This window comes from Kitasatospora sp. NPDC038210, from assembly GCF_055600605.1.
This window is the reverse complement of record NZ_JBVJYK010000004.1, coordinates 138,886-165,226: the sequence shown is the minus strand read 5'-3', so window position 1 is coordinate 165,226 and position 26,341 is coordinate 138,886. Positions and strand designations below refer to the sequence as shown.

General features: G+C 72.7%; 24 protein-coding genes and 1 pseudogene. 14 read left to right on the top strand and 11 right to left on the bottom strand.

Translation table 11 applies throughout. From position 1 onward, the window contains the following. Positions 1-161 precede the first annotated feature (161 nt). Entirely contained in the window at positions 162-2,324 is a 2,163-nt protein-coding gene (locus ACZ7KX_RS09890; protein ID WP_470326051.1) for a S53 family peptidase, read from the bottom strand. A gap of 256 nt (positions 2,325-2,580) precedes the next feature. Here ACZ7KX_RS09890 and ACZ7KX_RS09885 point away from each other — a divergent pair, with 256 nt between their 5' ends. Continuing rightward, the gene (locus ACZ7KX_RS09885) at positions 2,581-3,147 is read left to right on the top strand and encodes a CGNR zinc finger domain-containing protein (protein WP_470326050.1); all 567 of its coding nucleotides are present in this window, start codon (positions 2,581-2,583) and stop codon (positions 3,145-3,147) included. Positions 3,148-3,272: 125 nt separating this feature from the next. On the opposite strand, the gene ACZ7KX_RS09880 is transcribed toward ACZ7KX_RS09885, so the two are convergent. From ACZ7KX_RS09880 to ACZ7KX_RS09870, 3 genes are all read right to left on the bottom strand, one after another. Beyond that, positions 3,273-4,763 carry an FAD-dependent monooxygenase gene (locus ACZ7KX_RS09880; protein WP_470326049.1) on the bottom strand — a complete coding sequence of 497 codons (1,491 nt, stop codon included), beginning with the start codon at positions 4,761-4,763 and terminating at the stop codon, positions 3,273-3,275. A gap of 155 nt (positions 4,764-4,918) precedes the next feature. Further along, entirely contained in the window at positions 4,919-6,619 is a 1,701-nt protein-coding gene (gene paaN, locus ACZ7KX_RS09875; protein WP_470326048.1) for a phenylacetic acid degradation protein PaaN, read from the bottom strand. Positions 6,620-6,769: 150 nt separating this feature from the next. After that, positions 6,770-8,032 carry a hypothetical protein gene (locus ACZ7KX_RS09870; RefSeq protein WP_470326047.1) on the bottom strand — a complete coding sequence of 421 codons (1,263 nt, stop codon included), beginning with the start codon at positions 8,030-8,032 and terminating at the stop codon, positions 6,770-6,772. A 154-nt stretch (positions 8,033-8,186) separates the two neighbouring features. Between ACZ7KX_RS09870 and ACZ7KX_RS09865 the strand changes: the two genes are divergently transcribed. Next, entirely contained in the window at positions 8,187-8,771 is a 585-nt protein-coding gene (locus tag ACZ7KX_RS09865; protein ID WP_350523648.1) for a TetR/AcrR family transcriptional regulator, read from the top strand. A gap of 41 nt (positions 8,772-8,812) precedes the next feature. Here ACZ7KX_RS09865 and ACZ7KX_RS09860 read toward each other — a convergent pair whose 3' ends face one another. After that, the gene (locus ACZ7KX_RS09860; protein ID WP_396551035.1) at positions 8,813-9,271 is read right to left on the bottom strand and encodes an Lrp/AsnC family transcriptional regulator; all 459 of its coding nucleotides are present in this window, start codon (positions 9,269-9,271) and stop codon (positions 8,813-8,815) included. 164 nt (positions 9,272-9,435) lie between these two features. Between ACZ7KX_RS09860 and pdhA the strand changes: the two genes are divergently transcribed. The 4 genes from pdhA to ACZ7KX_RS09840 all read left to right on the top strand — a co-directional run bounded on the left by pdhA (position 9,436) and on the right by ACZ7KX_RS09840 (position 14,973). Beyond that, positions 9,436-10,575, top strand: coding sequence for a pyruvate dehydrogenase (acetyl-transferring) E1 component subunit alpha (gene pdhA / locus ACZ7KX_RS09855; RefSeq protein ID WP_470326046.1), 1,140 nt, complete (start codon positions 9,436-9,438; stop codon positions 10,573-10,575). Beyond that, positions 10,575-11,573 carry an alpha-ketoacid dehydrogenase subunit beta gene (locus tag ACZ7KX_RS09850; RefSeq protein ID WP_470326045.1) on the top strand — a complete coding sequence of 333 codons (999 nt, stop codon included), beginning with the start codon at positions 10,575-10,577 and terminating at the stop codon, positions 11,571-11,573. The genes pdhA and ACZ7KX_RS09850 overlap by 1 nt, the downstream gene beginning before the upstream one ends. Before the next feature lie 5 nt (positions 11,574-11,578). Further along, complete coding sequence (locus tag ACZ7KX_RS09845; protein WP_470326300.1) at positions 11,579-12,958, top strand: dihydrolipoamide acetyltransferase family protein; 1,380 nt, start codon at positions 11,579-11,581, stop codon at positions 12,956-12,958. Between the two features lie 536 nt (positions 12,959-13,494). Further along, positions 13,495-14,973, top strand: a complete 1,479-nt coding sequence (locus ACZ7KX_RS09840; RefSeq protein ID WP_470326044.1) for a globin domain-containing protein — start codon at positions 13,495-13,497, stop codon at positions 14,971-14,973. On the opposite strand, the gene ACZ7KX_RS09835 is transcribed toward ACZ7KX_RS09840, so the two are convergent. Beyond that, positions 14,974-15,516, bottom strand: coding sequence for an NUDIX domain-containing protein (locus ACZ7KX_RS09835; RefSeq protein WP_350523653.1), 543 nt, complete (start codon positions 15,514-15,516; stop codon positions 14,974-14,976). It lies immediately after the preceding gene. 147 nt (positions 15,517-15,663) lie between these two features. Between ACZ7KX_RS09835 and ACZ7KX_RS09830 the strand changes: the two genes are divergently transcribed. After that, positions 15,664-16,089, top strand: a complete 426-nt coding sequence (locus ACZ7KX_RS09830) for an SsgA family sporulation/cell division regulator (RefSeq protein WP_470326043.1) — start codon at positions 15,664-15,666, stop codon at positions 16,087-16,089. Positions 16,090-16,232: 143 nt separating this feature from the next. Here the strand turns inward: ACZ7KX_RS09830 and ACZ7KX_RS09825 are convergent, their stop codons facing one another. Continuing rightward, a complete protein-coding gene (locus ACZ7KX_RS09825) occupies positions 16,233-16,613 on the bottom strand; it encodes a phage holin family protein (protein WP_350523655.1) in 381 nt (126 codons plus the stop codon). A gap of 223 nt (positions 16,614-16,836) precedes the next feature. After that, a pseudogene (locus tag ACZ7KX_RS09820) lies at positions 16,837-17,130 on the bottom strand (IS982 family transposase); the annotation flags it as partial. A gap of 187 nt (positions 17,131-17,317) precedes the next feature. Between ACZ7KX_RS09820 and ACZ7KX_RS09815 the strand changes: the two are divergent. The 4 genes from ACZ7KX_RS09815 (at position 17,318) to thiC (ending at position 21,160) form a co-directional block, all read left to right on the top strand. Then, entirely contained in the window at positions 17,318-17,740 is a 423-nt protein-coding gene (locus ACZ7KX_RS09815; protein ID WP_470326042.1) for a hypothetical protein, read from the top strand. Between the two features lie 236 nt (positions 17,741-17,976). Next, positions 17,977-18,663 carry a thiaminase II gene (tenA, locus tag ACZ7KX_RS09810; RefSeq protein WP_470326041.1) on the top strand — a complete coding sequence of 229 codons (687 nt, stop codon included), beginning with the start codon at positions 17,977-17,979 and terminating at the stop codon, positions 18,661-18,663. 225 nt (positions 18,664-18,888) lie between these two features. Then, entirely contained in the window at positions 18,889-19,089 is a 201-nt protein-coding gene (locus tag ACZ7KX_RS09805; protein ID WP_350523657.1) for a DUF5326 family protein, read from the top strand. A 265-nt stretch (positions 19,090-19,354) separates the two neighbouring features. Continuing rightward, positions 19,355-21,160, top strand: coding sequence for a phosphomethylpyrimidine synthase ThiC (gene thiC, locus ACZ7KX_RS09800; protein ID WP_470326040.1), 1,806 nt, complete (start codon positions 19,355-19,357; stop codon positions 21,158-21,160). 174 nt (positions 21,161-21,334) lie between these two features. On the opposite strand, the gene ACZ7KX_RS09795 is transcribed toward thiC, so the two are convergent. Further along, on the bottom strand, positions 21,335-22,723 hold the full coding sequence (locus ACZ7KX_RS09795) for a Mu transposase domain-containing protein (protein WP_470326039.1): 1,389 nt from the start codon (positions 22,721-22,723) through the stop codon (positions 21,335-21,337). A gap of 426 nt (positions 22,724-23,149) precedes the next feature. Between ACZ7KX_RS09795 and ACZ7KX_RS09790 the strand changes: the two genes are divergently transcribed. Then, positions 23,150-23,299, top strand: a complete 150-nt coding sequence (locus tag ACZ7KX_RS09790; RefSeq protein WP_470326038.1) for a hypothetical protein — start codon at positions 23,150-23,152, stop codon at positions 23,297-23,299. A gap of 88 nt (positions 23,300-23,387) precedes the next feature. After that, the gene (locus tag ACZ7KX_RS09785) at positions 23,388-24,188 is read left to right on the top strand and encodes a DUF2637 domain-containing protein (protein WP_470326037.1); all 801 of its coding nucleotides are present in this window, start codon (positions 23,388-23,390) and stop codon (positions 24,186-24,188) included. Positions 24,189-24,234: 46 nt separating this feature from the next. On the opposite strand, the gene ACZ7KX_RS09780 is transcribed toward ACZ7KX_RS09785, so the two are convergent. Both ACZ7KX_RS09780 and ACZ7KX_RS09775 read right to left on the bottom strand, forming a co-directional pair. Next, positions 24,235-24,621: a VOC family protein gene (locus ACZ7KX_RS09780; protein WP_470326036.1), complete on the bottom strand. Its 387-nt coding sequence runs from the start codon at positions 24,619-24,621 to the stop codon at positions 24,235-24,237. Positions 24,622-24,660: 39 nt separating this feature from the next. Continuing rightward, the gene (locus tag ACZ7KX_RS09775; protein ID WP_470326035.1) at positions 24,661-25,251 is read right to left on the bottom strand and encodes a dihydrofolate reductase family protein; all 591 of its coding nucleotides are present in this window, start codon (positions 25,249-25,251) and stop codon (positions 24,661-24,663) included. 152 nt (positions 25,252-25,403) lie between these two features. On the opposite strand from ACZ7KX_RS09775, the gene ACZ7KX_RS09770 reads away from it, so the two are divergent. Continuing rightward, entirely contained in the window at positions 25,404-26,333 is a 930-nt protein-coding gene (locus ACZ7KX_RS09770) for a LysR family transcriptional regulator (RefSeq protein WP_470326034.1), read from the top strand. Positions 26,334-26,341: the final 8 nt, after the last annotated feature.

Sequence of the window (26,341 nt, the reverse complement as noted above, 5' to 3'; positions counted from 1 at the left end):
CCCCGGTCCGGGTCGGTCCGGCGGACGCGACACCGCCGGGGCGGGCCCTCTCGGCGCCGCCCCGGCGGGGGTCTCGGTGCTGCTGTGCGGTGCTACTGCTGCTCCCGGTGGTCACCGGGCGTCGCCGCCCGGTGACCGGGTGCGGTGATCGTCAGCGGTGGTCAGTTGACGTTCAGGGCGACGTCGTCGATCACGAAGCTGGTCTGCTGGGACGAGTCCTCGGTGCCGGTGAACTTGATGGTCACGGTCTGGCCGGCGAAGGAGGTCAGGTCCAGGGTGCGCTGCACGTACCCGGCGGCGGCGTTCACGTTGGAGTAGGTCGCCAGCGTGGTGCTGTTGGCCTGGACGGTCAGCTTGTCGTACGCGGTGGAGCCGGACTCCGCGGTGTCGATGTGCAGCCAGAAGGTCAGCTTCGCGGAGGTGCAGCCGGCCGGGATCGAGACGGTCTGCGACACGGTGTCGGTGTGGGTCGAGCCGTAGCCGTTCATCCAGGCCTTCCAGGAGCCCGCGTGGGCCGCCTCGGAGGAGCTGTTGTCGACGACACCGCTGGAGGTGGTCCACGGGGCGGCGCTGCCGGTCTCGAAGCCGCCGTTGCCGACCAGCTGGGCCGCGGTGCAGCCGCCGGTGGGCGGCGGGGTGGTGCCGCCACCGCCGAGCAGGGCGGTGGTCAGGGCGTCGGCGACCGGGGAGCCCCAGCCGGTGACCTGGTCGTAGCCGGTCTTCGTGGAGAAGTCCTGGTTGGCGCCGGTGGTCACGTCGTGGAAGGTGCTGCCGTAGTTGCTGCTGTTCGCGACCGAGTACAGCCGCGGGCTCGCCTCGCCGAGGACCGGCTGCCCGGCGGCCTTGGCCTTCTGGTTGAACTGGGCCGCGTAGCCGGACCAGAGCGGCGCGGCCGCGCTGGTGCCGCCGTAGACCTGCCAGCCCCCGGCCGTGTAGATCGAGAAGCCGCTCTGCGGGTCGGCGTTGGAGGCGACGTCCGGGACGGTGCGCATGGTGCCGCTGACGCCGGTGCCGGTCTGCCAGCTCGGCTTGCTGAACACGGTGGAGACGCCGCCGCCGGCGGTGCTCCAGGCGCTCTCCGAGGAGTAGGTGTTGCCGCTGCCGACCTTGAGGTTGGTGCCGCCGACACCGGTCTGGTGCGGGCTGGAGGCCGGGAAGTCGACCGCCTTGACGGTCGAGCCGCTGGTGGAGCGGGTGCAGTCGCGCGAGCCGTCGTCACCGGAGGCGGAGAAGATCGAGATGCCCTGGGCGGCGGCCTGCTTGAAGGCGTTGTCGACGGCCGTCATCGAGGCGGGGGTGGTGTCCGGCTCGCAGGAGCCCCAGGAGATCGAGATGACCGAGGCGCGGTTGTCGGCCACGATCTTGTTGGCCATGTCGATCTCGCCCTGGTCGCTGTTCGGGGCCTCGTACAGCAGCTGGGTGGCCTTGGGTGCGGCACCGCGGATGATCTCGCTGTCCAGCTCGACCTCGCCCTGGCCCTCGCCGGGCTTGGAGTCGTAGTTGGCGCCGTCCACCGAGACCGTGGAGACGGCCGGGCCGGTCAGGCCGAACTGCGAGTCGTAGGTGGTCAGGTTGGACTTGCTGTAGCCGTCGAACTCCCACAGCGCGACCGTCACGCCGGTGCCGTCGGCGCCGGTCTTGTTCAGGTTGTACGCGCCGGTGTACTGGGCCGGGGACATTCCGGTCGGGCCCGCGGTGGCGGCGTTCGGGCTGAGCGAGCCCGGCTTGACCAGGTGGGTCTTGCGGACCGGGTGGTTGTCCAGGCCGCTGACGCCCTGGACCACGGCGGCCAGCGAGGACGGGATCGAGGCGGCGGCGTCGTTGGCGAAGAACGAGCGCTGCATCTGCGGGTCCACGTACGCGCTCTCGTGGGTGCCGAAGGCCTGCGAGACCTGCGCGGCGGTGCCACGGGCGTTGACGATCTGGCGGTTGGCGCTCACGTCCGAAACGGTCAGGCCCTGCTGGGCCAGGTAGGCCTTGACCTGCTCGACGTCGGCCTGGGTCGGGCCGAACCGGGCGGTGAACTGCTCCGGCGTCAGGTACTTGCCGAACTCCGGGGTGCCCGGGGTGGCGACCGCGGTGAGGAAGCGGTCCAGGGCGTCGGTGTCACGCAGCTTCAGGCTGACGGCCACCGAGATCTGCTGCTCGGCGGGGACGTCGCCCTTCTTCTCCGAGTGGGCCACCGCGGGGTTCACGGTGTTCGGCAGGGCGACGCGGGGGGCGGCGTTGGGGGTGGCGGCCTGCGCGGCGGAGACGCCGAGCGAGACGGCGGTCAGCGGCAGGACGGCTATCGCCGCGGCAAGGGCAAGGGTGCGGGGGCGCAACGGATCCTCCTCCGGCCGGCTGTGGGGGCCGGCAAGGGGCCAGGCGTTCCGGGGTCGAGAACGCTGGCTCGAACATGACAGAACCGGTGTGCGAAGTGGCTCATGATCAAGCAATTCGTTGCTAAAAAACAGTCAAGTGTGGAGGCCGGGAAACTCGCGGAATCCATACAGTGAATGAGCGGAATTCAGGAGTCGGTCCATACCAATTCGTGCGGCGGGACGCGGACGTAGAATCGGACGGAGCCGAGGGAGAACGATGACTGACGTGAAGGCGGACCCGAGGGACCCGCGACCGCTGATCGGCGAGCCGCTCGCGCTCGACCTGCTCAACACGCGCTGGGCCGGAACGCCCGTCAACGACCTGCTCACCGGGGTCGAGGGGTACGGGATCTGGCTCTCCTCCGCCGGGCTGAGCGCCCGTTGTGAGGCCGACGACGCCGGGCTGGCGGCGATCCGCCAGGTCCGCGATGCGATCGGGTTGGCCGCCCAGGACGCCCACGGGCAGGGCGAGTTGAGCACTGCGGCGCGGGAGGGACTGGACGCGGTGCTGGCGCACGGGCGGATCCGGCGGACGGCCGGACCGGGCGGGGCCGAGGACCGGGTCGAGGTCGACCGGCCGCAGTGGCTGGCGCCCTGGCTGGCCGCGGACGACTTCCTCACGCTGCTCGGGCAGGGGGCGCAGCGGGTGAAGCAGTGCGCGCACGAGGCGTGCATTCTGCATTTCTTCGACGCCTCGCAGAACGGGCGCCGGAGGTGGTGCCGGATGGCGGTGTGCGGGAATCGGGCGAAGGCGGCGCGGCACTACGAGAAGGCGCGGGGTTAACGGACGACCGAACGATGGGTCGGGCCGGGCGGCGGCCGCTGCACGGGCCCGGGACGGTCGTGGCGGGGTTGCGGTGAGGCCGGTTCGGGCGGGCGCGGGGCGTGGGGCGCCCGCCCGAACGGGGGTCAGGCCGGGTTGCCGAGCCAGGTGGTGAGCGCGGCGCGCAGTTCGCCCTGGCCGGGGTCGACGGCGGCCCAGGCGACGTAGCCGTCCGGGCGGATCAGCAGGACGGTGTCGCGCAGCTTGCCGTGCGGGTCCGCGGGGGCGGCGGAGACCATGCGGTCGGCCCACGGTTCGGCGGCGACGAGCTCGTCGTTGCTGACGAGGACGAACCGTCCGGCGCGCAGCGCCTCGTAGAGCCGCTCGGGCGCGGCCGGGGTGCCCTCGACGGGCTTGCTGAGGGCGGTCAGTCGCAGGTCCGGGACGCGCTTGCCGACCTGCGGGTGGGCGTCCTTGGGCGCCGGGTAGGAGATGCCGATGCCGGAGACCAGCCGGGCGCCGCGCCCGGTGACCGGGTCGAGGTGGTTGCCCAGTGCGGTGAGCGCCCCGCGCAGGGCGCGGGTGGGGGCGGACTCGGCGAGGGCGAGCCGGATCAGCGCGCCGGAGGTGCGCAGCACCGTCTTCCCGACCGGGTGCCGCTCGGTCTGGTAGGTGTCCAGCAGGGCGTCGGTGGCGTGGCCGCCGACGGCGGCGGCGAGCTTCCAGGAGAGGTTGGCGGCGTCCTGGAGGCCGGTGTTCATGCCCTGGCCGCCGGCCGGGGAGTGGCAGTGGGCGGCGTCGCCGGCCAGGAAGACCCGGCCGGAGCGGTAGTTGGGGGCCTGGCGCTCGTCGCTGTGGAAGGTCGAGCTCCAGCGCACGTCGTGCAGGCCGTAGTCCTCGCCGAGGATGGCCGAGGTGAGGGCGGTGAGCTGCTCGGTGGTGGGGACGGTGCCGTCCTGGAAGCGCTCGTTGCGGTCCCAGGCGATGATCCGGAACCAGCCGTCGCCGAACGGGGCGATGAAGGCGAACCCGGTCTCGTTGGCGCCGACGGTGATCGCGTCGCTGGGCTCGCGCTCCAGCCGGACGTCGGCCAGCACCACGGAGTCGACGACCGATTCGCCGGGGAACGGGATGCCGAGCAGGTCGCGGACGGCGGAGTGGACGCCGTCGGTGCCGACCGCGTACGCGGCGCGGTGGGTGTGCCCGTCGGCGGTCTCCAGCGTCACGCCGTCGGCGTCCTGGCGCAGCCCGGTGACCTCGGCGCCGCGCAGCAGGGTCGCGCCGGCCTTCTCCGCGCGGTCCAGGAGCAGCCGTTCGACGTTGTACTGCGGGGTGATCAGGACGAACGGGAAGCGGGTCTGCAGCGCGCCGAGGTCGATGCGGAAGCGGTCGAACATCTTCAGCGAGCCGAGCGGGCGGCCGGTGGCGATCAGCTCCTCGGCCAGGCCGCGGGCGTCCAGTTGCTCCAGGCTGCGGGCGTGCACGGCGAAGGCCCGGGTGAGGTTGGACTCGGCGGCCCGCTTCTCCAGCACGGTGACGCCGACGCCGGCGGCGGCGAGGTCGCCGGCCAGCAGCAGTCCGGTGGGTCCGGCGCCGACGATCAGGACGTCGGTTTCGGTCGTCGGCTTCACGGCCATGTATTCAGCTCCCGGTGTTCGGAGGGTGGTTGGACGCCGTTCCCGGCGCTCTCCCAGCCTCCATCATCGCGGGCCCGGCGGGAGCTGTGAACCGCCGGGCCCCGGCGGTCGATGACCGCCGGGGCCCGGGAGGGGTGGTGTGCCGGTACGAACGCTCAGCTGTGCCGGCGGATCTCGACCGTGCGGAACCGGTTGGCGACGAACGCGCCGTCGCAGTAGGCGGAGTTGGCAGCCGGGTTGGCGCCGGTGCCGTGCAGGTCGGAGAAGGCGGCGGTCTGGTTGGGGTAGACGCCGCCGGTCAGGTTGAGCGAGAGGGAGACGCCGGAGTCCAGCGCGGCCTCGACCAGCAGCGCCTCCACCTCGGGGGATGTGGTGTAGCCGGAGGCCGTCATGGCGCCCTTCTCGCGGACGGTGGTGCGCAGCAGCTCGATGCCGGCGGCGGTGGATTCGACGGCGACGGCGAAGGAGACCGGGCCGAAGCACTCGCTGCGGAAGACCGAGCGGTCGTCCGGCTTGTCGGCGTTCAGCTTGACCAGGGCGGGGGTGCGGACGGTCGCGCCGGGGAAGTCGGGCGAGGTCACCGCGCGCGGGGCGAGGGCGAGTTCGCCGTACTCTCCGCCGGCCGCGGCGGCCGAGCGCTGCAGCACACCGGGGTTGACCACGGCGCCGAGGATGGCGGCGGCGCGGGCGTCGTCGGAGAGCAGGCCCTCGATCGCGCCGGCGAGGTCGGCGACCACCTCGTCGTAGGTCTTGTCGCCCTGGTCGGTGCTGATGCCGCCGCGCGGGATCAGCACGTTCTGCGGGGTGGTGCACATCTGGCCGCTGTAGAGCGAGAGCGCGAAGGCCAGGTTGGACAGCATGCCCTTGTAGTCGTCGGTGGAGTCGATGACGACCGCGTTGACGCCGGCCTTCTCGGTGTACACCTGGGCCTGCTTGGCGTTCTCCTCCAGCCAGTCGCCGAAGCTGGTGGAGCCGGTGTAGTCGATCATCTTGATCTCGGGGCGGACCGCGAGGGCCGCGGCGACGGTTCCACCCTCGTGCTCGGCGGCCAGGCAGACCAGGTTGGGGTCGTAGCCGGCCTCGGCGAGCACCTCGCGGGCGGTCCGGACGGTCAGCGCGAGCGGCAGCACGGCCCGGGGGTGGGGCTTGACCAGCACCGGGTTGCCGGTGGCGAGGGAGGCGAACAGGCCGGGGTAGCCGTTCCAGGTCGGGAAGGTGTTGCAGCCGATCAGCAGCGCGAGGCCGCGCGGGACGACGGTGAACTCCTTGGTCATCACCAGCGGGTCGCGCTTGCCCTGCGGCTTGGTCCAGTCGGCCTGCCGCGGCAGCCGGGTCTGCTCGGCGTACGCGTAGGCGACGGCCTCCAGGCCGCGGTCCTGGGCGTGCGGGCCGCCGGCCTGGAAGGCCATGCCGTAGGCCTGGCCGGTGGTGTGCATGACGGCCTGCGCGAACTCGTGGGAGGCGGCGTTGATCCGGTGCAGGATCTCCAGGCAGACGGCGGCGCGCTCCAGCGGGGAGGCGGCGGCCCAGCCGGGGCGGGCGGCGGTGAGCGCGCCGATCAGCGCGTCCGGGTCGGCGTGCGGGTAGGTGATGCCCAGCTCGACGCCGTACGGGGAGGCCTCGCCGCCGACCTGGTCGCCGTCGGTGGGGTGGCCCGCCAGGGCGAAGGGCTTGCCGAGCAGGGCGTCGAAGGCGGCCTTGCCGTCCGCCGGGCCGCTCTCGCCGTACGCCTTGGGGAACTCGGGGTAGGGCGACCAGTAGTCGCGCTTGGCGGCGGCGGCGAGCGCGGCGTCCAGGGTGGCCTGGTGGCGCTCGACGAGCTCGCTGACGAGGGGGTGGGTGACCGCTGCGGACATCTGTGCGCTCCTCAGAGGGGAGGACGGGACACGTCACAGAGTAACCGAACGATCGGTCGGCTCAAGAGGGTGCAGGGGTGGGAATCCGCCGGAACGGACGGAGGGCGCGTCCGTGGCGGACGCGCCCTCCGGGGCTCGGGTGGACCGGCTCTACGGCACGCCCAGCTCGAACAGCACGTACCCGCCGTACCAGCCGGAGGCGATCGCACCGGTGCCCAGCACGGCGGCCAGCACCGGCCAGCTCAGCTTGCGCATGCCGAGCGCCAGCGCGATGAGCAGCGGGAACGCGGGCAGCAGGTAGCGCGAGGTGTTGCCGAAGATGCCGAGGCTGCCGAGCACCGAGACGATCGTGGCCAGGGTGTAGGCGGTCAGCACCAGCGGTGGGCGCAGCCGGATCATCAGCGTGATCAGCACCGGCAGGGTGAGCACGATCAGGGTCGCCAGGAGGTCCGGCACCGGGAAGGCGAAGGGGTAGTCGTTGCGGCCCAGCAGGACGCCGCGGACCGCGTGCCAGGTGCCCTGGCCGCCGTCGAAGTAGTGCAGCCAGGCGTCGTGCTGCAGCCGGAAGTAGCCGCCCCACTCGCCCATCCGCCAGCCCACCCAGCCGACGTAGCCGAGCAGGCCGATCGGGGCCAGCAGCATCGCGGTCAGCGGGCGCAGCACGCCGCTGTCCCGCCGGTACAGCTCGACCAGGGCGGCCAGGCCCACGGCGCCGATCAGGGCCGCCGCGGTCGGCCGGTTGAGCCCGGCGACCAGGGTGATCACCCCGGCCGCGACCCACTGCTTGGTCATCACGCAGTAGCAGGCCCAGGCGGCCAGCGCGACGAAGGTGGAGTCCGAGTAGACCGCCCACTCGGCGCCCGAGCCCGGTGCGATCGCCCAGATCCCGGCCGCGATCACGCCCGCCCGGACGTCCCCGGACAGCTTCTCCACCACGGCGTAGATGCCGGCGGCGGCGAGCAGCGACGCCACCACGGAGACCAGCATCCCGGCGCCGTACAGGCCGAGGCCGGTGACGTCCGAGGTCATCCGCATCAGGCCCGGGTAGAGCGGGAAGAAGGCGGCCGAGTTCTGCTCGACGCTCATGCCCTCCGTCCCCGCGACCGGGACCAGCGCCGGGTGGTAGCCGAACTGGGCCACCTGCTGGTACCACCAGCCGTCCCAGCTGGCCAGGACGTCCCACGGGTTGGCGCCGCCGCCGAACCGGGCCGGCTTCCTGGCGTAGTCGCCGGCGAAGGAGAGCAGCTTCATGAACACGGTGAAGCCGACCAGCTTGAGCACCGCGTAGCACCACACGGCCGGTCCGAAGCGGACCACCAGCGCGCGGGCGCGCTCCTGCCAGGTGCGCGAGTGCTCCGGATCCCCGCTGCGCTGCTCGGGCACGTCGGAGGCGACTGCCGGTATTGCGTTCATCAGCCGTGGACCCCAGCCTGCTCTGCACGTGGACGGATCGTCCGGAGAGTCTAGGGCCTGGGCCTCCTGGCCGGGGTGGGCCCGGCCGCGCGGGTGGTGTGGACCAGAGGGACCCGATCGCGTACCGCCCGGGGCGGCCGGGGATACTCGGAGGATGGCCGATCACACCACGCGCACCGCCTACACCGTGGAGTCACTGCTCGCGGTGACCGTCGACGTCTTCAACGAGCGCGGCTACGACGGCACCTCGATGGAGGACCTGTCCCGGGCGGCCGGGATCTCCAAGTCCTCCATCTACCACCACGTGCGCGGCAAGGAGGAGTTGCTGCGGCTGGCCGTCGGGCGGGCGCTGGACGGGCTGTTCGCGATCCTGGTCGAGCCGGCGGCGGTGGAGGGCCCGGCGGTGGAGCGGCTGGAGCACGTGGTGCGGCGCACCGCGGAGGTGCTGCTGGCGGAGCTGCCGTACGTGACGCTGCTGCTGCGGGTGCGGGGCAACACGGCCACCGAGCTGTGGGCGCTGGAGCGGCGCCGGGACTTCGACCACCAGGTCGCGGAGCTGCTGCGGGCGGCGGTCGCGGACGGCGCGCTGCGGGCGGACGTGGAGCCCCGGCTGGCCACCCGGCTGCTGTTCGGGATGATCAACTCGATCGTGGAGTGGTACCGGCCGGGGCTCAAGGCCGCCGACGGGGTCGCGGACGCGGTGGTGCACCTGGCCTTCGACGGGCTGCGGGCGCGGTAGCCGGTCGTCGCCCGGGGGCCGGGCAGGGGGCGTCGGGGGCGTCAGGGGGTCTGCGGGTCAGGGGGGACCTGGTCGGTCTCCTCGAAGACCAGCATGGTGCGGGTGCCGAGCACCTGGGGGATGGACTGGATGCGGTTGAGCACGAGCTCCCGCAGGGTCCGGTTGTCGGCGGTGTGCACCAGCAGCAGGACGTCGAAGTCCCCGCCGACCAGCGCGATGTGCGCCACCCCGGGCAGCTCCAGCAGCTGCTCGCGGACCGTGCGCCAGGAGTTCTGGACGATCTTCAGCGTGATGTACGCGGACGCGGCCTGACCGGCCCGTTCGTGGTCCACCCGGGCGGTGAAGCCGCGGATGATGCCGTCCTCGACCATCCTGGAGATCCGGGCGTACGCGTTGGCCCGGGACACGTGCACCCGCTCGGCGACCGAGCGGATCGAGGCGCGACCGTCCTGCTGCAGCAGCCGCAGGATCGAACGGTCGACCCGGTCGAGTCTGGACATCTGTTCAGCCGACATGACCCCCCACCCTCACCGATTGGACACACTGCCACCAGTCGACCGCTCCGCAGGCCGAATGTCCACCACCTTGTCACGCTTCTGGTCAAGATGAACAGACGACCGAACAATCGGTAGGGAGCCCCCGCCACTCCTGGAGGTGCCCCGAGATGACCGTTCTCGACCACAGACACCACCCGTTCGTGCCCGGCTGGTCGCCCGGGGCCACCGCCCCGCGCACCGACCCGGCCCCCCTACTCCCGGACCTCTCCCCCGTCCGGGTGCTCGGCACCCCCGCGCTGGAGAAGTACGACCCGGCACTGCTGCGCGAGCTCTACCGACGCCTGGTCGTCGGCCGCCGCTACAACCAGCAGGCGACCACCCTGACCAAGCAGGGCCGCCTCGCCGTCTACCCGGCGTCCACCGGCCAGGAGGCCTGCCAGGTCGCCGCCGCGCTGGTGCTCCGCGACCGCGACTGGCTGTTCCCCAGCTACCGCGACACCCTCGCCGTGGTCTCCCGCGGCGTGGACCCGCTGGAGGCGCTGACCCTGCTGCGCGGCAACGCCCACACCGGCTACGACCCGCGCGCCACCCGCACCGCCCCGCTCTGCACCCCGCTCGCCACCCAGGCCCCGCACGCCGTCGGGCTGGCGCACGCCGCCCGGCTGAGCGGCGAGCCGGCCGTCGCGCTGGCGATGCTCGGCGACGGCGGCACCAGCGAGGGCGACTTCCACGAGGCGCTGAACTTCGCGGCCGTGCTCAACGCGCCGGTGGTCTTCCTGGTGCAGAACAACGGCTACGCGATCTCCGTCCCGCTCAGCGCGCAGTCCGCCGCGCCCAGCCTGGCCCACAAGGCCGTCGGCTACGGCATGCCGGGCCGGCTGGTGGACGGCAACGACGCCCCCGCCGTGCACTCCGTGCTGGCCGAGGCGGTCGAGCGGGCCCGCACCGGCGGCGGCCCGACCCTGGTCGAGGCGCTGACCTACCGGATCGAGGCGCACACCAACGCCGACGACGCGACCCGCTACCGCACCGAGCCCGAGGTGGACGCCTGGCGGGAGCACGACCCGATCCTGCTGATGGAGCGCGCGCTGCGCGAACTCGGCGTGCTGGACGACCGGCTGGTGCAGGAGGCCGCGGACGAGGCGGAGGCGCTGGCGGCCCGGATGCGGGCCGAGTTCCACGCCGACCCGGAGCTCGACCCGTTGGCGCTGTTCGCCCACGTCTACGCCGAGCCGACCCCGCAGCTGCGGGAGCAGGCCGCCCAGTTGTCCGCCGAGCTGGCCGCCGAGGCCGAGGTGCAGCACTGATGAGTCAGACGGCCACCCCCGTGCGCACCGCCTCCATGGCGCAGGCACTCAACTCCGCGCTGCGGGACGCCATGCGCGAGGACCCCGCGGTGCACGTCCTCGGCGAGGACGTCGGCGCGCTCGGCGGCGTCTTCCGGATCACCGACGGGCTGACCGCCGAGTTCGGCCCGGACCGCTGCCTGGACACCCCGCTGGCCGAGGCCGGCATCCTCGGCACCGCGATCGGCATGGCGATGTACGGGCTGCGCCCGGTGGTCGAGATGCAGTTCGACGCCTTCGCCTACCCGGCGCTGGAGCAGCTGTTCTCGCACGTCGCCAAGATGCGCAACCGCACGGCGGGCAAGCTGCCGCTGCCGATCACCGTCCGCGTCCCGTACGGCGGCGGCATCGGCGGCGTCGAGCACCACAGTGACGCCTCCGAGGCGTACTACACCAGCACCCCCGGCCTGCACGTGGTCACGCCCGCGACGGTCGCCGACGCGTACGGGCTGCTGCGCGCCTCGATCGCCTCCGACGACCCGGTGGTGTTCCTGGAGCCCAAGCGGCTCTACTGGGGCAAGGCCGAGCTCGACCCGGCGGCGCCGGTCGAGCCGATCGGCCGGGCCGTGCTGCGGCGCACCGGGACGTCCGCCGTGCTGATCACCTACGGCCCCTCGCTGCCGGTCTGCCTGGAGGCGGCCGAGACGGCGAAGGCCGAGGGCTGGGACCTCGCGGTGCTGGACCTGCGCACCCTGGTGCCGTTCGACGACGAGACGGTCTGCCGGGTCGTGCGCTCGATCGGCCGGGCCGTGGTGGTGCACGAGGCGACCGGCTTCGGCGGCACCGGCGCGGAGATCGCCGCACGGGTCACCGAGCGCTGCTTCCACCACCTGGCCGCTCCTGTGCTGCGGGTCACCGGCTTCGACATCCCGTACCCGCCGCCGATGCTGGAGCACCACCACCTGCCCGGGGTGGACCGGATCCTGGACGCGGTCGCCCGGCTGCAGTGGGAGGACTGAGCATGATGCCCGTCGTGCGGGAGTTCCGGCTGCCCGACCTCGGTGAGGGACTCACCGGGGCGGAGGTCGTGCGCTGGATGGTCGAGGTCGGCGAGGTGATCGCCGTCGACCAGCCGGTGGTGGAGGTGGAGACCGCCAAGGCCGTGGTGGAGGTGCCCTGCCCGTACGGCGGGGTGGTCACCGCGCGGTACGGCGAGGAGGGCGAGGAGATCGCCGTGGGCGCTCCGCTGGTGACGGTCGCGGTGGCGGCGCCGGGCGGTGCCTCCGACGAGCCGGTGGGTTCCGCCGGGTCGGCGGGTTCGGCCGGTTCGGGTGCCGGGCGCGCTCCCGCGGCCTCCGCCGAGGTCGAGCGGCCGCTGGTCGGGTACGGCGTCGCGGAGACCGGGAAGGGCGGTCGGCGGCGCCGGGTCGGCGTGGCCGCTGCGGGGGCTGCTCCGGTGGCCGCTCCGGCGGTGACGGCGCCTGCGGCGGCTCCGGCTCCGGCTCCGGCCGCAGCTCCGGCTCCGGCCGCGCCGGTCGTGGTGCCGGTGATCTCGCCGTTGGTGCGGCGGCTGGCCCGGGAGCAGGGCGTCGACCTGGCCGCGCTCACCGGCAGCGGACCGGACGGGCTGATCATGCGGGCGGACGTCGAACGGGCGGTCGCGGCCAAGGTGGCCGCTCCGGTCGTCGCCGCCCGGCCCGCCGCGACCGCGGTGCCGGAGGGCGTCGTCCCGCTGCGCGGGCTGCGCAAGGCGGTGGCCGAGAAGCTCAGCCGCAGCCACCGGGAGATTCCGGCGGCGACCTGCTGGGTGGATGCCGACGCCACCGAACTGATGGCACTGCGGCGGCAGTTGAACGCGATTCCGGGCCCGAAGGTGAGCGTGCTGGCTCTGCTGGCGCGGATCTGCACGGTCGCGCTGGCGCGCTTCCCCGAGCTCAACTCCTCGGTGACCGAGGACGGTTCGGGAATCGTCCGGCACTCGGCGGTGCACCTGGGCTTCGCCGCACAGGGCGAGCGCGGCCTGGTCGTCCCGGTGGTGCGGGACGCGCAGGCCCGGAGCACCGAGCAGCTCGGCGAGGAGCTGGGCCGGTTGACCGAGGCGGCGCGCAGCGGCGCGCTCACCCCGGCCGAGCTGACCGGCGGCACCTTCACGCTGAACAACTACGGGGTGTTCGGGGTGGACGGTTCCACCCCGATCCTCAACCACCCCGAGGCGGCGATGCTCGGGGTGGGCCGGATCGTCGCCAAACCCTGGGTGCACGGCGGGGAGTTGGCGGTGCGCGAGGTGACGCAGCTGTCGTTCACCTTCGACCACCGGGTCTGCGACGGCGGAACGGCGGGCGGTTTCCTGCGGTTCGTCGCGGACTGCGTGGAGCAGCCGGGGATGCTGCTGCGGCAGCTCTGAGGAGCCGCGCCGCCGAGTGACGACGGTTGCCCTGGGTGGACGGGGGGCCACTCAGGGCAACCGCGATCGAGTGAGAGTAGCGCGTTCCCGGGCCGGGTGTCCGGGCTTCGCGTGATTTGTCGGATGAGCACTTCGGGCGTGCCACGCTGCCTAGGCGTCAACAGAGACAAGCCAGGTGGTGGCGTGGGCCGGCCGGAGGCGAAACGATTCTCTTGGGTACTCGAAACGTAGCGGTGAAGTCCCGCAGAACACTTCTGGTCCGCACCGGGCACGGCTCGGCGGGGGCCGCCTCCGTCCCGGGCCTGCCGGAGCTCCCGCCCGAGGGGACTCCGGTGCCGCAGGCGCCGTCGCAGACGCGGGCCGTCCGGCCGCCGATGCCACTGGACCCGCCGGACCTGCCACCGGTGCTGCCGACGCCGCCGGTGCCTCCGGTGCTGACGTTGCCGCCGGTGCCGCCGGCGGGCGCGCCCGCGGCCGTCCTTCCGCCGGCGCCGGACGCTCGTGGGGCGGAGCACCTCCGCCCGGTGATCCCGGCGATGCCGTCCGAGCCGCCGACCGTCCCCGCGCCGGGCTCGCCCGGGTCGAGCTTCCCGGCGCCGGACCATCCGGCGCCGAGCTACCCGGAGGCGGTCTCGGTCACCGGCAGCTCGCCCGCCTTCCGCCCGCTGTTCGCCGACGCGCCCGGACTCAACTGGGCCGGACCTGGGGACAGTTGGAGCGACGCCTGGGCCGCGCCGACCCCGGCCGGGCAGCCTCCGGCGACGCCCGTGGCCGCACTGCCCGCACCCCCCGCGGCGCCGTCCGCGCTGCCGGCCGCGCTGCCGTCCGCAAACCCCGGCGTCGGACAGGCCCTCGTCCCCGCCGTCGAACTGCCGCTCACCGCGCGGGACATCGAGCTGATCCGGGACAGCCTCGCGGCCGTCGAGCCGGTGGCCGACCGGGCCACCGCACACTTCTACGCGTTGCTCTTCCTGCACCACCCCGAGGTCCGCTCGCTCTTCCCCGCCGCCATGGACGTCCAGCGCGACCGGCTGTTCCGTGCCCTGCTCACCGCCGCCCGCGGCGCCGAGGACCCGGTGGCCCTGCGCGCCAGGCTGGGCGCTCTCGGCCGCGGCCACCGCCGGTACGGCACCCTGACCGGCCACTACGCCCCGGTGGGCGAGTGCCTGGTGCAGGCGCTGGCCAGGTACGCGGGCGGGCGCTGGGACACCGACACGGAGCTGGCCTGGCGGCGCGCCTACCGGCTGATCTCCTCGATCATGATCGAGGCCGCCGAGGAGGCCGCCCGCACCTCGCCGCCCTGGTGGCAGGGCGAGGTGGTCCGGCACGAGCGCCCCACCCGGGACGTCGCGGTGATCACCGTCCGCCCCGACCAGGCGTACCCGTTCCGGGCCGGGCAGTACACCAGCCTGGAGACGCCCTGGTGGCCGCGGGTCTGGCGGCACTACTCCTTCGCCGCCGCGCCCCGCCCGGACGGGCTGCTGACCTTCCACGTCAAGGCCGTCCAGGCGGGCTGGGTGAGCAACGCGCTGGTCCACCGGGCCGCACCCGGGGACGTGCTGCGGCTGGGCCCGGCGGCCGGCGCGATGACCGTCGACCGCACGGGCGGCGCGGACCTGCTCTGCCTCGGCGGCGGCACCGGCATCGCGCCGATCCGCGCACTGGTCGAGGAGATCGCCGGGCACGGCGCGCCCGGCCGCCGGGTCGAGGTGTTCTACGGCGCCCGCCGCACCGCCGAGCTGTACGCGCTGGACGGGCTGCGCGAGCTGGCCCGGGTCCACCCCTGGCTGACGGTGCACCCGGTGCTGTCCGGCAGCGGCAACGGGCCGGCCCTGGGGACGCTGACCGGCGAACTCCCCGAGGTGGTCGGCCGGTTCGGCCCGTGGGCGGGCCGCGACGCGCTGCTCAGCGGGCCGCCCGCGATGGTGCGCCGGGGCGTCGGGGTGCTGCTGCGCGCGGGCGTGCCGGCCGAGCGGATCCGGCACGACCTGGTCGGCGACCTGGCCGCCGGGTGATCACCCGAGATCGGGCGCGAGCAGCGCGCGGATGCCCTCGATGTTGGCCGCCAGGTACGCCCGCAGCCGGGGCGGGACCACGTTGACCGAGGTGACCCCCTCGCGGGTGAACGGCAGCCGGACCACCTCGTACTCGCCGTTCGGCTCCGTCACCTCCGGCCCGTGCCGCCGGCTGAGGTCCATCGAGGCGAGCCGGCAGACGAAGAAGTGCTGCACCTTGACACCGTGCGGGTGCAGGAGGGTGCCGTCGTCGTGGTGCGTGTGGCTGATGGTGTCGACGAAGGCGGGCACCACGTCCACGACCTTGCCGCCGAGTTCCTCGTCCACCTCGCGGTGCAGCGCCTCGACCACCGTCCGGTCGCCGCGCTCGACCCCGCCGCCGGGCGTGATCCAGTACGGGTGCGGCGCGCCCGGCCGGACCCGCCGGATCAGCACGATCGAGGCCGGGCCGTACGGATCGTCCGGGTCCAGCTCCAGCAGGATCGCCCGCGCCGTCCGCTTCACGACCGGGCGCGGTGGCGGGGTTCGGTTGTCGGGGCCCATGGCCACCTCCGGGGCTGGGGCGTTGTGCGGGAGTCTCCCGCGCCGGGAATGCGTCGAAACCCCGGGAATGGGCGAAACCCCGGGAATGCGTCGGGATCCCGGGCGCGGGTCGAAGCCCGACCGGGGCAGAACGAGAGGACTGGCGCCATGCAGCACAGCAGGGTCCAGGGGCACCTGGTGATGAACCTCGTGGTCTCGCACGAGCTCTCCGTGCGCGTCCCGGTGGACGCGGTCTACGAGGCCGGTGATCCGTACGCCGTCCGGTTCGCCTTCCACCTGCCCGGTGACGCGCCGGTGACCTGGTTCTTCGCGCGGGAGCTGCTGCTCGACGGGATCACCGGCCCGGCGGGCGAGGGCGACGTGCACATCCACCCGGTCGACGAGGCGGCCACGGAGGTGCGCATCCTGCTGCGCTCCCCCGCCGGCGACGCCGTGCTGCGGGCCCCGTCCGCGCCGCTGCTCGCCTTCCTGGCCGGCACCGACCGGCTGGTGCCGGTGGGGCAGGAGCTGATCGGACGGGAGCTCGACGCCAAGCTCGCGGCCATCCTCCGCGGGCGGGAGAACGCGGGCTGAGGCGGCCCGAGGAGGACGCCCGCGGCGTGCCCCGCGGCGATCCCCGTCGTGCCCCGCGGCACGTGCGCGGCACGACGAAGGGGCCCGTACCCGGGTGGTCCACCCGGGTACGGGCCCCTCGCGCGCACCCCGCACGACGGCGGTCAGTCGTCGTCCAGGGCCAGGTGCAGGCCCCACGCCACCAAGCTGATGATCAGCGAACCGAACAGCGCGGCCCAGAAGTCGGTCACGTGGAAGTCCAGCTGCAGCTTCCCCGACGCCCACGAGGTCAGCATCAGCATCAGCGCGTTGATCACGAAGGTGATCAGGCCCAGTGTGAGGATGAACAGCGGGAACGAGAACAGCTTGACCACCGGCTTGATCAGCCAGTTGACGACGCCGAAGACGACGGCGACGCCGAGCACCGTGAGCGCCTTGTGCTGCCAGTCGGCGTTGCCCTGGGCGAGTTGGATGCCTGCGACGATCCAGGCGGCGGCCCAGATGGCCGCCGCGTTGATCAGTGTCTTGATGACGAAACCCTTCATACCGCCCAAGCCTGGCAGGCGGCACCGCCCGGGGGAACCACCACACGGCGGATTGGTGCCGAAGGCCCGCTCCCGCCGGTGGAGGACGGCCGACCGGCCCGTGGCCGGGGACCGCCGCCGCCGGAGCCCCGACGTCCGGCCCGTGGCCGGGGACCGCCGCCGGGGGCGTTCACCGACTCGATCAGTTGCCGCACCGATTTCAGCAGTGACTCGCCCTCGCGGCGTCTCTCCCGGTCGCAAGGAGCCGTATGCCCCCCTTGACCAGCAGCAATGCAGCGCGCAGCCGCTTGTTCCAGCCCGGCTGCTCCGGCACGAAGGGGAACGTCGTGCCGAGGCGGGAGTGGGCGAACCGCAGCCACCTGGACTCCGAGGTGAAGCCCGCATTGCCTGGGCGACGGCGGCCGACGAGCTCGGAATCGGACAGCCGGGGAGGGCGTCCCAGCCACCGGGTGTCCGTGATCTCGTCGTCGATCTTCACATGCAGTGCGGTGAGCAGGGTGTCCAGGTCATTCGTCACAGAACGATCTCGGCCGCCGTCTGCTGGGCCGCCGCCGTCGAAGGCGGCGACGACCTGGCCGCCCTCGCGTCCCGGTCCCGGCCCGATATCGCCCGAACCCCGTGCCGTATTCATGCCGTCGGTGTCATAGTCGGACGTTGTGTGGACAACGCTTGCGCCGCTCATCGGCGTCCTCCTCGGCGGGCTCATGTCGATGCTGGCCCAGCGCTCGGCAGGACGCGCCTTGGAACGCGGCGAGGCGCGCCGCAGTGTTCGTGAACTTGCCGAGGCGCGCCGCAACGAGCGTCTCACTCACCTCATCGAATTTCTGTCTGCGGTGCAGGAAGCAGAACGAGTCGCGGTGGACCGGCATCACCACAACCTGGCTGACGAGCAGTGGCAGGCCCGGGCGAGGCAGGTCCTCGACAGGGTGTGGGTGATGCAGAAGACGATCCACGTACTGTGCCCGTCCGAGGTCAGCGAAGCGGCACGCAGCCTCGCGTTCGCACTGCAGGAGGTGATCAGAGAGGGCCCCGCAGACCCGGGAGAGCCACAGGACGAGAAGGTCTGGGCACACATACATCCGAGCCGACAGGCATTCCTTGATCTCGTGCGCGACCAGCTGAGTTGAACCCCGGGGAGGGATTCGGCAGCTGTCGTGAGCGGCTCGGGACAAGCAGCACCAGCTCCGGCCCCCATCGTGCGGCGAGCGTCATCTGCTTCGCTGGCTTGTCGAGGGTGGCAAAGCCCGCCTCGGCACAGGAGGCGTGCATGTCCACGGGCCGGCAGCAGGCCATCGAACGGCCCCTCGGCCCAGCGACAAGCTGATCACGATCACTTCGGAACGACTCGTCTAGGGTCGTCCGCATGACCCGCAGCCTCACCGAAGAACGCAGTCTCACCGAAGAGCTCTGGGCGGCCATCGAGCCGGTCTACGCCGAGATCCTGGCCCACCCCTTCCTCGCCGGCCTCACCGACGGCACCCTGCCGCGCGAGGCCTTCCGCCACTTCGTCGTCCAGGACTCGCACTACCTGCGCGACTACGCCCGCGCCCTCGCCGTCTGCGCCGCCAAGGCGCCCGGCGAGGAGGACGTCCGGGCCTTCGCCGACGACGCGGTCGGCGCACTGGCCGCCGAGCAGGGCATGCACGCGGAGTTCCTGACCGCCTTCGGCGGCAGCGCCGAGCAGGCCGCCGCCGAACCCGTGCTGCCCACCACCCGGGCCTACACCAGCTACCTGCTGGCCACGGTCTACGGCGGCTCCTTCGCCGAGGCCGTCGGCGCGGTGCTGCCCTGCTACTGGATCTACGCCCGGGTCGGCGGGGCCCTGCTCGCCCAGGGCTCCCCCGACCCGCTCTACGCCAAGTGGATCGCGACCTACGGCGACGAGGCGTTCCAGTCGGTGGTCCGCCGGGTGCTGGCGCTCGCCGACCGGATCGGCGAGGAGCTCTCCGCGGTCGAACGCCGCAAGGTGGTCGAGCACTTCGTGACCACCTCGCGCTACGAGTGGATGTTCTGGGACGCCGCCTGGCGCGGTGAGCGCTGGCCGGTCTGACCGGCGGCGGACCGGTTCCCGGCCGTTCGGCGGGGGCCTTCCAGGGGGTGTCCCCGTAGATCCCCGGGGGTGTTCCCCGGGGGTCGGGGTCGGGGTGATCTCGGGGTTCTCTCCGGGCCGTTGGGCCTCGTTCCGGCACTCGGGCCCCCGTACGATCGAAGTATCGAAAGCAAGCGGGATCCGGCACCGGACGGCGGCCGGCCCGAGGGGAGAAGAGGAACGGACATGGCTGAGCTCTGGAAGTCGCTGCCCTCCTGGGTGCGCAACATCGTCATCCCGGTGCTGGTCCTGGTGCTGGCCTGGAACATCGTGGCCTTCGTCTTCGGGGTGATCGGGACGCTGCTGGGCTTCGCGATCAAGCTGCTGGTGGTGGTCGGCATCGCGGCCGCCGTGGTGATCCTGGTGAAGAAGGCCGCCAAGAGCTGACCTCTCTCCCGAACGCCGCCCTGAGGCCCGGTCCCCGTCACGGGGACCGGGCCTCGGCCGTTCCCGGCCCGTGGACCCGCTCTGGACCAGCGGCGATCGGCTCGCTACCGTGTTGGGCGTCATGTGCAGGCAACACCGCCTGCGACGCGGGAGCTCGGAGCACCGGGCTGAGAGGGCGCTGACCGGGACGTCGACGGACGGACCGACGGCTGCGTCGACCGCAGGAACCTGACCGGGTAATGCCGGCGTAGGGAGTAGAGGTCAGATGACCACGTTCGACGCACAGCCGCAGTCTGTCCGGAGCGCCCCCAGCAGCGAGCGCACCGGCTACCCGACCCCGGCCTGGAGCAAGGCCTACCGCGAGGGATCCCGCCCCGACCTGCGGGTCCCCTACCGCGAGGTGCGGCTCACCAACGGCAGGTCCGTCCCGCTGTACGACACCTCCGGCCCGTACACCGACCCGGCGTACCAGCCCGACGTGCGGCGCGGCCTGCCCGCGCTGCGCGACGCCTGGATCCGCCAGCGCGGCGACGTCGAGGAGTACGACGGCCGCGAGCCGCGTCCCGAGGACGACGGGATCAAGCACACCGCGCCGCGCGGCGGGAACCTGCGCAACCTGGACGCCGTCTTCCCCGGCCGCCCGCGCCGTCCGCTGCGCGGCCGCGGCGGTGCGGCCGTCACCCAACTCGCCTACGCCAAGCGGGGCGTGGTGACCCCGGAGATGGAGTTCGTGGCCCTCCGCGAAGGCCTGGCGCCCGAGTTCGTGCGCGACGAAGTGGCCCGCGGCCGGGCCGTCATCCCGGTGAACGTGAACCACCCCGAGGTGGAGCCGGCGATCATCGGCACCAACTTCCTGGTGAAGATCAACGCCAACATCGGCAACTCGGCCGTCACCTCCTCGATCGAGGAGGAGGTGGAGAAGATGACCTGGGCCACCCGCTGGGGCGCCGACACCGTCATGGACCTCTCCACCGGCCGCAACATCCACACCACCCGCGAGTGGATCCTGCGCAACTCCCCCGTGCCGATCGGCACCGTGCCGCTCTACCAGGCCCTGGAGAAGGTGGACGGCAAGGCCGAGGAGCTGAGCTGGGAGGTCTACCGGGACACCGTCGTCGAGCAGTGCGAGCAGGGCGTCGACTACATGACCGTCCACGCCGGCGTGCTGCTGCGCTACGTCCCGCTGACCGCCCGCCGCAAGACCGGCATCGTGTCGCGCGGCGGCTCGATCATGGCCGCCTGGTGCCTGGCGCACCACCAGGAGAACTTCCTCTACACCAACTTCGAGGAGCTCTGCGACATCCTCGCCGCCTACGACGTGACCTTCTCGCTCGGTGACGGCCTGCGCCCCGGCTCGATCGCGGACGCCAACGACGAGGCGCAGTTCGCCGAGCTGCAGACCCTCGGCGAGCTCGGCCGGATCGCCCGCGAGCGCGACGTCCAGGTGATGATCGAGGGCCCGGGCCACGTCCCGATGCACAAGATCAAGGAGAACATGGATCTCCAGAAGGAGATCTGCGACGAGGCGCCGTTCTACACCCTCGGCCCGCTCACCACCGACGTCGCCCCCGGCTACGACCACATCACCTCGGGCATCGGCGCCGCGATGATCGCCTGGTGGGGCACCGCGATGCTCTGCTACGTCACGCCCAAGGAGCACCTGGGCCTGCCCAACCGGGACGACGTCAAGACCGGCGTGATCACCTACAAGATCGCCGCCCACGCCGCCGACCTCGCCAAGGGCCACCCGGGCGTCCAGGAATGGGACGACGCGCTCTCCGACGCCCGCTTCGAGTTCCGCTGGGAGGACCAGTTCAACCTGGCCCTCGACCCGGAGACCGCCCGCGACTTCCACGACGAGACGCTGCCCGCCGAACCCGCCAAGACGGCCCACTTCTGCTCCATGTGCGGCCCGAAGTTCTGCTCGATGAAGATCAGCAAGAGCATCATGGACACCTACGGCGACGACATGGCCGGGACCAGCGACGATGAGGCCGAAGCCGGCATGAGGGCCAAGTCCGAAGAGTTCGCGGCCCGGGGTAACCGCGTCTACCTCCCGCTGGCCGACTGACCTCGGGGACGGGTGTGGCCCGGGGCTTGAACCCCCGGGTCACACCCGTTTCCCGTGCCGGGCGGAGGACTGGGCGATGCCTGCTCGTCCCCCCGGTCCGGTGGCGGCCCGTCGGGGGGACGAGGTGGACGTCGTCGGGGGTGGGAGGCGCCCTGTGGACCGTGCGCCGGCTGCTCAGCTCCCGGCGTTGTCGGCCGTGCAGTCCCGCTGGACGGGAACCCGTGGCGGCGTGCTGTTCCGCTCCTCGCCGGGCCGACGGGTGGGCGGGACGCCGGACCTGGCACGTAGCGCGTCGGCTTCGGCCAGGGCCCGCGGGGACGGCGGACGCGGGGTGGTCCGTCGGCAGAACGGGCCGTCGGTGGGCACCGGGGCCGGGTGCCGCTCCAGCACGGCGATCGCGCTGCTGTGCTCGACCACCGTCAGCCCGGCCCCCGCCGGGGCGAGCGGGCAGCGGGCGATGACGGCTCCGGCAGGCGTCGCGATGGACAGGTGGGACTGGTCGAGGCGTTGGCGGACCTCCACCGGAGCGCCGAGCAGGTGGTCCGGCAGTGCGTAGAAGTTGCCGCGGAAGGGCACCAGGCCCTGGGCGGTGACGGTACGGCGGGCGCGGACGCGGACCGGGTAGGGCAACTCGGGCAGCTCCCGGAGTGCTGTGGTGCCGGGTGTGGGACCGCCGGCCTCGGGGCGTACGCACCCGGTGCTCCCGCACCGGGTGTCCAGGCGCAGGGCGAACCGGCCCAGACTGTGCCAGGCCTCCTGGAGGGTGGTCCCGTCCGGTAGACCGCGCCACCAGGAGCGGAGGGCCTCGTCCAGGGCCCGGCGAGTGCGCGAACGGTGGTCGGTCGGCAGGCGGCACTCGACGCGCACGCCGTAGTGTCCGGCCACCTGCCCGAAGGCCGGTGTCACCCGGTCGGTCCGCGGGCACCACACGGTCGGCGTCCTGCCGAATCGCCAGCGCCCGGTGGTGCCGCCCAGCCGCCTCAGCACGAGGTCGACGGCTTCCACGAGGTGGGGCAGCTCCTGGTCCTCCGCCAGCGCCACTGACCAGCGGGCGGTGCCGCCGTCCGCGTCCGTGCCGCTGTCCGCGCCCGTGCCGGTGAGCGAGCCCAGGAGAAGGCACGCCCGCTCGCCGTAGCCCCAACTGGCCGGCGGCCCGGGGAGCCGGATCCAGTCGAACTCGACGGCCGCCGCGCTCCGTTCGGCAGCGGGGTGGCTGCTCGCGGTGGTGGTCGCGTCCTGGCACCGCTCGCAGCGCGGCCGGGCCCGATGTCTGCGCAGAGCCCGGGTGAAGGTCGAATAGCCGCCCTCGTAGCCGAGTTCGACGACCTCGTCGTGGAGGACGGTCGCGGCGAGGTGCGGGTCCTCCGCGAGGCGCTGGCGGCAGTACGGCAGGAATTGGAGGAAGCCGTCCCGGGAAGAAATTCGGACGCCCGGTGTCCGCTCGCCGCGGAGGTAGGACCTGATTGTTTTTCGATCGCGCCCGAGATGCCGGGAGATCTTGATTATCGACCATCCTTGCCGGTGAAGACAAACCGCTTCCAGATATTCCTTCCAGCTGATCAAGGGGCCTCCCAGGGGCCGAGCCGGCCGGTACGGGTCCATGCATATGCCGAGGGCAAGTGGGAAACATAGCATCGCGCAGGAAGGAGAAACGTTTCTCTTGCGATTGTTTTACGTGGGGATTCTGGCGAGCGGTGCCCATGGTGAGTATGGGATTACCCGTTCCCGGCCCCCGTTTGTGAGTATCCTGTGGGCGGCGGGAAAATATTCACCCCTCGCGCCACCTCCGCGGGTAATTTTGCGAAGCATCTCCGATATCGAATATGGAAGGACGCCCGGATGTCGTAAAAACCGGGGTCGCCGCTTCTCGTTGATGAACCCGTGACTTCACGATGCCTGCCCTACGCCTCGTCACCTCCCGTGAGGGAACCGGTCTCCCCGCTCGGGAGGTGGCTGTTCGTCCCCGATCGCCGGAACGCCGTGGGCGACGTGTCCACCGGCTATCTGTCGCGCAACGGCGAGCGCGTCGTCCTGTCGTACACCTCGCGCCCGTTGGCCGACCTCGTGCGGAAGATCAGCCGGTTGGAGAGCGAGTTCGCCACGCGGATCGGCGACCTGCTCGTCTCGGACGGATCATGATGCCGCCGGCCGCACCGCGACCCCCGGTACGGGCCCGGGCCGGCGGTCGGATCGAGCCGTGGCCGGGCGACCACGTGGGGAGCGTGCCGTGTACGAGCGTGTGACCGGTCTTCTCGGCGCGTACGGGGAACGCGCCTACGGTGAGCCGGACAACGAGGCATGGGGCGTTCCCGGTGACCACGTCCGTGTGACGGCCCGTCCGGAGGGCGATTGGTACGACGACGGGTTCGCCCGTGATCTCGGTACCGCGTACGGCGACGCGCAGGCGTTCGGCGCCCTCGTCACGTCGGTCGGCGGTTGGGACGACGAGACGGCTTTCGTGCCGCCTCCGCGAGCGCCGGTCGACCGGTCCGTCCCGGCCGCCCCCGACCGCCCGCCCGGCCCGCCCCCGGCCGACCACCCGGCCGGTCCGTCGGCCTCCCGGCACCGTCGACGGTCTTCCTTCCCCCGCCCGGCCTGGCCCCACCTGATCAGCTCCGTGTTCGGCGTCCTGACAGCGGTGACGGTGACCGCGGCCTGTGTGATGGGCTGGGTGTTCTCCTACGGACCGCTGCAGGAAATGGCGTTCGCGAGCGTGCCGCGCGGACTGTCGCGGTTGTGGCCGGTGGTCGTCTACGGACCGTGGCTCGCGGGTTGTCTGTCGGTCCTGCGCGCCGTCCAGCACGGACGTCAGCCGTTCCACTCCTGGGTCGTCGTCGTGCTCTTCTCCGGTCTCGCGGCCGGACTGTGCGTCGCCGACGTGCCCTGGACGCTGTCCGCCGTCGTCGTCGCCGGGCTCCCCCCGCTCACCGGCGTGATCTCGCTTCACCAACTGGTGCGCCAGCTCACCGCAGCCCGGAGCACCCGCCAACGCCTCGACCGTCGGACCGGGCACCGGGCGCGCCGGTGACGGCGCCGCCCCGGCCCACCCCCGTGGGGCCGGGGCGGCACCGTGGTCAGTGGCCGGCGTCCTCGGGGTACCAGCGGAGCTCGACGGTGTTGCCGTCGGGGTCGCGCACGTAGACGGAGGTGGCGGTGCCGCGGGCGCCGTAGCGGGGGACGGGGCCTTCGAGGACGGTGAAGGTGCCCGCGTCGATGACCTCCTGCCAGTCGAGGGGCTCGACGGTGAGGCAGATGTGGTCGACGTTGGACTCCTGCCGGGGGCGGTCGGTCAGGTCGATGATGGTCTCGGGGGTGACGCGGACGGAGGGGAACCCCACCTTGCCGGCACGCCACTCCTCGACACGGACGGGTTCCAGGCCCAGCAGGCCCACGTAGAAGGCCAGGGAACGTTCGACGTCCGAGACGTTGAGGACGAGGTGGTCGAAGGCGATGACGCGCATGGTGGGTCCTCCGGTGGGTGGGGGTGTCGTGGGTGGTGGTCAGGCCTGGCGGTAGTGCAGGTGGACCACGCCGGTGCGGAAGGCGGCCGAGTGGGCGAGCTTCAGCGGGATCCGGTCCTGCTCGGTGAACAGGCGGATGCCGGAGCCCAGGACGATCGGGTGGACGAGCAGGTGGAGGTCGTCGATCAGCCCGGCGCGCAGCAGGGACCGGGTGAGCATGATGCTGCCGGAGAGGCTGATGTCGCGGCCCGGCCGGTGCTTGAGCTCGGTCAGCTCGGCGACGAGGTCGCCGGAGAGGACGGTGGAGTTGTTCCACTCGGCCTTGTCGAGCGTGGTGGACACGACCAGCTTGGGGATCGCGTTGAGAGCGTCCGCCATGCCGCCGGTCTGCTGCGGCCAGGTGGCGGCGAAGGTCTCGTAGGTGCGCCGGCCGAGCAGCAGGGTGTCTGCCGCGGCGGCGAGGCCGCCGACGACGGCGCCCATCTCCTCGTTCAGGTACGGGAAGTGCCAGGTCTCGGGGGCCTCGACCACGCCGTCGAGGGACATGAAGAGGCCCGCGGTGATCCGGCGCCCGGTGCCGGCGGGGTCGGTGGCGGCGGTGGTGGCGGCCGGGTCGGCGGCGCTGGTCATGGGGGCTCCGGGCGTGGCTCGGGGGATCGCCGCGGGCTGTTCCGCGCGGTCGGTGACGTGTTCCACGATCCTCCGGAACGGACCCGCCATCAACGCATGATCGACGTACGATCGTTGAGCCGGATTCAACGATCGAGGGGCGGGGCGGGCGGATGCTGGAGCGGCTGGAGGTCGAGGTCTTCCTCGCGCTCGCGGAGGAGCTGCACTTCGGCCGGACGGCCGAGCGTCTGCACCTGACCACCGGGCGGGTCAGCCAGGTGGTGAAGAAGCTGGAGCGCCGGATCGGCGGCCCGCTGTTCGAACGTACCAGCCGGACGGTGCGACTCACCGCCGTGGGAAGCCAGTTGGCCGACGACCTGGCCCCGGTGGTGGAGGCGATGGCGGCGGCCCTGCGCCGGGCGGAGGACGCCAGTCGCGGGGTGACCGGGGAGCTGCGGGTCGCGTTCCTCGGCGAGTGGACGGCTCCGTTGCTGCTCAAGGCGGTCGCGCTGTTCGGCGAGCGGCACCCCGACTGCCGGGTCGACGTCCGCGAGGTCCAGCTCTCCAACTCCCGGGCGAGCCTGGTGGACGGCTCGGTGGACGTCCTGATCGCCTCCTACCCGTTCGACGGCATGGCCTGCGGGCCGGTGCTGCTGACCGAGCAGCGGGTCCTCGCGGTGGCCGCCGGGCACCCGCTGGCCGCGGAGCGGTCGGTGTCGATCGAGGTGCTCGCCGACCACCCGGTGGTGCAGTACCCGGCCGTCACCTCGGCGGCCTTCAAGCGGGACCGCACCCCCGACCACACGCCGTCCGGTCGTCCGGTCACCAGGGGCCCGTCCGGCGGGACGTTCTCCGAGATGCTCAGCCTGGTCGCCCTGGGCCGCGGCGTGCTGCCGGTCGGCGAGCACTCCCGCCGCTACTACCCGCGCCCGGACGTCGCCTACGTGCCCATCCACGACGCGCCGCCGATCGAACGCGGCCCGATCTGGCGGGAGGGCAACTCGACCGCGCGGGTCCTGGCGTTCGTCCGGGCGGCGGCGGACGCCGCCGGCGGGCCGGCTGCCGGGGCAGCGCCGTCGTGCGTCGCGGCGGCGGCCGGCTGAGCGGGGAA